The organism is Nocardioides sp. Leaf374 (assembly GCF_916862475.1).
GTDB classification, from domain to species: Bacteria; Actinomycetota; Actinomycetes; order Propionibacteriales; family Nocardioidaceae; genus Nocardioides; species Nocardioides kribbensis.
The window spans coordinates 1-5,725 of record NZ_CAKASO010000075.1; the positions used below are offsets into that span (position 1 = coordinate 1).

General features: G+C 73.0%; 6 protein-coding genes and 1 pseudogene. 1 reads left to right on the forward strand and 6 read right to left on the reverse strand.

Going from position 1 to position 5,725, the window contains the following annotated elements; genetic code table 11:
• The first annotated feature begins 255 nt into the window (after positions 1–255).
• On the forward strand, positions 256–627 hold the full coding sequence (locus tag LPA27_RS18960) for a hypothetical protein (protein WP_228943533.1): 372 nt from the start codon (positions 256–258) through the stop codon (positions 625–627).
• Positions 628–708: 81 nt separating this feature from the next.
• Here LPA27_RS18960 and LPA27_RS18965 read toward each other — a convergent pair whose 3' ends face one another.
• From LPA27_RS18965 to LPA27_RS18990, 6 genes and pseudogenes are all read right to left on the reverse strand, one after another.
• Positions 709–1,755, reverse strand: coding sequence for an aspartate-semialdehyde dehydrogenase (locus tag LPA27_RS18965; RefSeq protein ID WP_056863161.1), 1,047 nt, complete (start codon positions 1,753–1,755; stop codon positions 709–711).
• Positions 1,752–3,026 (reverse strand): aspartate kinase, encoded by a 1,275-nt coding sequence (locus tag LPA27_RS18970; RefSeq protein ID WP_056863160.1) that lies wholly within the window; start codon positions 3,024–3,026, stop codon positions 1,752–1,754. The genes LPA27_RS18965 and LPA27_RS18970 overlap by 4 nt, the downstream gene beginning before the upstream one ends.
• A 73-nt stretch (positions 3,027–3,099) precedes the next feature.
• A complete protein-coding gene (locus LPA27_RS18975; protein ID WP_082500080.1) occupies positions 3,100–3,783 on the reverse strand; it encodes a DUF5063 domain-containing protein in 684 nt (227 codons plus the stop codon).
• Positions 3,780–4,376, reverse strand: a complete 597-nt coding sequence (recR, locus tag LPA27_RS18980; RefSeq protein ID WP_056863159.1) for a recombination mediator RecR — start codon at positions 4,374–4,376, stop codon at positions 3,780–3,782. Before recR ends, LPA27_RS18975 begins: the two co-directional genes overlap by 4 nt.
• A 27-nt stretch (positions 4,377–4,403) precedes the next feature.
• The gene (locus LPA27_RS18985) at positions 4,404–4,778 is read right to left on the reverse strand and encodes a YbaB/EbfC family nucleoid-associated protein (protein WP_056863158.1); all 375 of its coding nucleotides are present in this window, start codon (positions 4,776–4,778) and stop codon (positions 4,404–4,406) included.
• Positions 4,779–4,848: 70 nt separating this feature from the next.
• Positions 4,849–5,725 (reverse strand): annotated as a pseudogene (locus LPA27_RS18990) (hypothetical protein); the annotation flags it as partial.

The window sequence follows — 5,725 nt, forward strand, 5'->3', positions numbered from 1 at the left end:
TCCTCAAGGTCACCTGGCCGCTGTCGCTGCCCGGCGTCGTGTCGGGCACGCTGCTCACCTTCATCCCGGCCGCCGGCTCCTGCCCCGACCCCGGCCGCGACTCCCTCCGCGGCCCCCAGGCCCGCCGCCGCTCAGGCGGCGCCCTCGGCTCCCACCCCGACGACCGCCCCGGCCACCGCGGCCGCGGTCGGTGTCGCCGACGAGCCCCGTCCCGCGACGGCGCCCCGTCCGGGCCTGGGCACGGCCCTGGAGGCCGTGAGCGGGCCCGTGGCGGCCGCGGTCACCGGTCTGGTCGTCGGCATCGTCACCGTGGCCCTGACGACCCTGGCCCTGGCCGGCTGCGAGGCCGTGCGCGGCACCTCGACCTGCGGCCGACCCGGCTTCCTGGCGCTGCTGGCCATCATGGCGGCGATGGTGGTGCTGGGCACGGCCCTGCTGCGTCTCTTCCGCGTCGGTGACGCCGGGAGCACGAGCTTCCTGGCCATCGGCCTGCTCGGCGTGGTGAGCCTGCTCTTCCTCGTCGACAGCCTGCTGGAGTGGTGGATGGTGCTCGTGATCCCGCTGGTCACCGGCGTGACCTACCTGTTCTCCCACTGGGTCACCACGCTGATCGACCCCGACGACTGAGCTCTTCGCAGACGCCACGAGGGGCGGCACGGTCCGGTGGACCGTGCCGCCCCTCGTGCGTGGTGCGTGAGCGGGCTGCGCTCAGAGGCCGGCTGCGACCAGCTCGGCGATCTGCACCGTGTTGAGCGCCGCGCCCTTGCGCAGGTTGTCGTTGCTGATGAAGAGGGCCAGGCCCCGGTCGCCGTCCACGCCCGGGTCCTGCCGCAGCCGCCCGACGTACGACGGGTCGCGCCCGGCCGCCGCCAGCGGGTTCGGGACGTCGACCAGCTCGACGCCCGGGGCGTCGCGGAGCAGCTCGGCGGCACGGGCCGGCGTCATCGCCTCGGCGAACTCGGCGTTGATCGCCAGCGAGTGGCCGGTGAAGACCGGCACGCGCACGCAGATGCCCGAGACGCGCAGGTCGGGGATGCCGAGGATCTTGCGCGACTCGTGGCGCAGCTTCTGCTCCTCGTCGGTCTCGCCCAGGCCGTCGTCGACGATCGAGCCCGCCAGCGGGAGCACGTTGTAGGCGATGGTGCGGGCGTAGACCCGGGGGTCGGGGAAGGCGACGGCCGAGCCGTCGTAGGCCAGCTCGCGGCTCCCCTCCCCCGCCGCCGAGACCTGGCCCGCCAGCTCGTCGACGCCGGCGATGCCGGAGCCGGAGACGGCCTGGTAGGTCGAGGCGATCAGGCGCACCAGGCCCGCCTCGTCGTGCAGCGGCTTGAGCACCGGCATCGCGGCCATGGTGGTGCAGTTGGGGTTGGCGATGATCCCGCGCCGCGCGGCGATGACCTCGCGGGCGGCCTCGGGGTTGACCTCCGAGACGACCAGCGGGATGGCGGGGTCCTTGCGGAAGGCGCTGGAGTTGTCGACCACGACCACGCCGGCGTCGACGAAGCGCGGCACGAGCGCCCGCGACGCGGTGGCGCCGGCGGAGAAGAGCGCGATGTCGAGACCCGTCGGGTCGGCGGTCTCGGAGTCCTCGACCACGACCTCGCGGCCCTCGAAGTCGAGCGTGCGGCCCGCGGAGCGCGCGGAGGCGAAGAAGCGGATCTCCTCGACCGGCACCTTGCGCTCGGCCAGGATCTGGCGCATCGCCACCCCGACCTGGCCGGTGGCGCCGACGACGCCGATGCGCAGCCCGCTCATCGACCCGTGCCGCCGTAGACGACGGCCTCGACCTCGGTGGCGTCGAGGTCGAAGGCGGTGTGGGTGGCCTGCACGGCGGTGTCGATCTGACCCTCGTCGACGATCACCGAGATCCGGATCTCCGAGGTCGAGATCATGCCGATGTTGACCCCCGCCGAGGCCAGCGCCGAGAAGAACTTCGCGGTGATGCCCGGGTGGGAGCGCATGCCGGCGCCGATGAGGGAGACCTTGCCGATCTGGTCGTCGTAGAGCAGCTTGTCGTAGCCGACCTCGTCCTGGATCCGCGCGAGCGCGCCCATCGCGCTCTGGCCGTCCTCGCGGGGCAGCGTGAAGGAGATGTCGGTGAGGCCCGTCGCGGCGGCCGAGACGTTCTGCACGACCATGTCGATGTTGACCTCGCTGGAGGCCAGCGTCTCGAAGATGCGGGCGGCCTCGCCGACCTTGTCGGGCACCCCGACGACGGTGATCTTGGCCTCGGACCGGTCGTGGGCGACGCCCGCGATGATCGCCTGCTCCATGGGGTTCTCTCCTGAACGGTGGTCGGGAAGGATCCACGTGCCCTCGACGGTGTCGAACGAGGTGCGGACATGGATCGGTACGTCGTAGCGGCGGGCGTACTCGACGCACCGCAGGTGGAGGATCTTGGCGCCGGAGGCCGCCATCTCGAGCATCTCCTCGGTGGAGACGCGGTCGAGCTTGCGCGCCGCCGGGACGATGCGCGGGTCGGCGGTGAAGACGCCGGCCACGTCGGTGTAGATCTCGCACACGTCGGCGCCGAGCGCGGCGGCCAGCGCCACCGCGGTGGTGTCGGAGGCGCCGCGGCCCAGCGTGGTGACGTCCTTGGTGTCCTGCGAGACGCCCTGGAAGCCGGCGACGATGGCGATCGCGCCGTCGGCGATGGCCTGCTCGATGCGCCCGGGGCTGATGTCGATGATCTTCGCCTTGCCGTGCACCGAGTCGGTGATCACCCCGGCCTGGGAGCCGGTGAACGACTGCGCCTTGTGGCCCAGCTGCGCGATGGCCATCGCGACCAGCGCCATCGACATCCGCTCGCCCGCGGTGAGCAGCATGTCGAGCTCGCGCGGCGGCGGGAGCGGCGTCACCTGCTCGGCGAGGTCGCGCAGCTCGTCGGTGGTGTCGCCCATGGCCGAGACGACCACCACGACGTCGTGGCCCTGCTTGCGGGTGTTGACGATGCGCTGGGCGACCCGCTTGATGCCGGTGGCGTCGGCGACCGACGACCCGCCGTACTTCTGGACGACAATGCCCACGATGAATGTCCCTCGAGGTCCCGGTGTTGCGTGAGACGCGGCCTGTGCACCGCGTCCTGACCGGTGACGGAGTCTATCGGGGCGTCGTGGCCCGCCCGCCCAGCATCTCATCGGCCAGCATCTCATCGGCCGCGGCGACCTGGTCGGCGTCGAGGTCGAGGTCGACGTCGAGACGGTCGTGGGCGACCACCGAGAGCAGCGCGTTCAGCGCGGCGCCGGCGAGGTTGCCCCACGAGGAGACGTAGGAGAACTGCCACCACCACAGCGCCTCCTCGACGTTGCCGGCGCGGTAGTGGCGCAGGCCGTTCTCGAGGTCGCTGGCGATGCTGGTGAGGTCGTCGGAGAGCTGGCCCTCGACGACCTCGGGCACGTAGGGGTCGAAGACGAAGGCGTAGGTGTCGAGACCGCCCAGCAGCTCGGCCAGCCGCAGCCGCATCTCGTCGAGGTCGGCCTCGGGGCCCACGTCGGGCTGGTACTCCGCGATCGGGGTGAAGTCGCGCTGGGCGCCCAGGCGCGCGCCCGCGAGCAGCACCTGGCTGATCTCGAGGAGCAGCAGCGAGATGGTGCGGCCGGCGTCAGGCTCCTGGGAGACCGCGCGCAGCGCGAGCAGGAAGCTGGCCACCTGGTCGGCGATCTGCTGCGCGAACTCCTCGGTCTCGGCGTCGAGGGCCGGGCGCTCGGCGCCGGCGGCCAGGGGCGCGCCGGTCTCGCGCACCGCGGGGCCCGTGGCCGGGTCAGAGGTCTGGGTCGGGGTCATTCTGCTGCTCGCCTCCCTGCGAAAGCACGTCCGAGGGTGACCTCGTCGGCGTACTCCAGGTCACCACCCACCGGCAGTCCACTCGCCAAACGCGTGACGCGCAACCCGATCGGGCGCAGCATCCGCGTGAGATAGGTCGCGGTCGCCTCGCCCTCGAGGTTGGGGTCGGTGGCGAGGATCGTCTCCGTGACCGTGCCGTCGGCCAGCCGCATCATCAGCTCGCGGATGCGCAGCTGGTCGGGCCCGATGCCGTCGATGGGGCTGATCGCCCCGCCCAGCACGTGGTAGCGCCCGCGGTACTCCCGGGTGCGCTCGATGGCCACGACGTCCTTGTACTCCTCGACCACGCACAGCACGGTCGGGTCGCGCCGCGGGTCGCGGCAGATCCGGCACTGCTCGTCCTCGGAGACGTTGAAGCAGATCGAGCAGAACTTCACCTTGGCCTTGACCTCGATCAGCACGTCGGCGAGGCGCCGGACGTCGACCGGGTCGGCCTGCAGGAGGTGGAAGGCGATGCGCTGGGCGCTCTTCGGACCGACCCCGGGCAGGCGCCCGAGCTCGTCGATGAGGTCCTGGACGACACCCTCGTACACCGCGCTCCCCTCCCCTGCTGCTCGGACCTAGAGCCCGAGCGAGCCGCCGGGCATGCCCGGGATCTCGCCGCCGCCGGCCAGCGGGCCCAGGGCCTCGCTGGCCATCGCGTCGGCCTGGGTCTTGGCGTCGCGGTAGGCCGCGACGACCAGGTCGCCGAGGTCGACGAGGCTCTCGGCGTCGCTGGCGTCGAAGCCTCCGGGGGCGATCCGGACGCCGACGAGCTCGCCGACACCGCTCACCGTGGCGGTCACGCCGCCCGCGGTGCCCTCGACCGTGGTCGAGGCCAGCCGCTCCTGGGCCACCTGCAGCTGCTCCTGCATCTGCTGGGCCTGCTGGAGCAGGGCGTTCATGTCGAAGCCGCCACCGCCGCCACCGAGCGCGTCGAAGGGGTTCTGCGTCATGGGGTCACCTCTGTGTCCGGTCGGGTGCGTGCGTGCGGGCCCAGCATGACGGGTCGCGCCAGGACGGCGGTCACTGGTGCCGGATCTCCTCGATCATCCGGGCACCCAGCTCGCGCTCCAGCAGCTCGGCGCCCCCCAGCTCGTGGCTGTCGGCGTCGAGGTCGTCGGGGTGGGCGTCGGCGTCGCGCTCGGCCAGGTCGTCGCTGCGCGGACGGTCCACACCGCCCGTGCGGGTCTGCTGGATGGCGCCGCGCGCCGCCGCGATCGAGTCGGGGCCGGCGGTGCGGACCTCCGGCACCACCGCCACCGTCGCCTCGGGGGCGACGCCCCGGGCCGGGGCGCCGTCGACCGCGCCGTGGTCGTCGGCCCGGGGCGTCCGCCCCTCGTCGTGGTGGTCGTCGGGCACACCCGGGGAGCCCTGCGCGCCCGCGCCCTCGGAGCCCTGTCCCTCGGGTCCGGGCTCGTCGGCCCACGACGGCGGGCCCGCGGGCTCCTCGCGCGCCGGCGGCTCGGGGGGCTCGGAGCGCAGCGGCTCCGCCGGGCTCGCCGGTCGGGTCACCTGCGGCGTGCCCTCGGCCTGCGCGCCGGGGTCGACGATGGTCTCGATGCGCCAGTCGGAGCCCACGACGTCGATGGCGGCCTGGCGCACGATCTCGCCGCTGCCGCCGTTCTCGAACGACTCCCGGGCCCCGGAGTTGGAGAAGCCGAGGGTGAGGGTCTTGGCGTCGACGCCGACGACCTGGGCGTGCTGGGTGAGATGGATCCAGGTGACCCGCCGGCGCAGCTTCGTGGCCTCGACGATGTCCGGCCAGAGCCGGCGTACGTCGACCAGGCTCAGCCCGGCCGCCGGGCCCGCGTGCTGGGGCGCCCGTACGCCCTGGAGCTCGACGAGAAGGAGATCCTGGCCGGGGTCAGCGGTGACCTGATCCTCACGCTGATCGGCGTCA

Coding starts and splice junctions, on each gene's coding strand:
- LPA27_RS18965 (WP_056863161.1), bottom strand. CDS start 1,755: ATGAGCGGGCTGCGCATCGGCGTCGTCGGCGCCACCGGCCAGGTCGGG.
- LPA27_RS18975 (WP_082500080.1), bottom strand. CDS start 3,783: ATGACCCCGACCCAGACCTCTGACCCGGCCACGGGCCCCGCGGTGCGC.
- LPA27_RS18985 (WP_056863158.1), bottom strand. CDS start 4,778: ATGACGCAGAACCCCTTCGACGCGCTCGGTGGCGGCGGTGGCGGCTTC.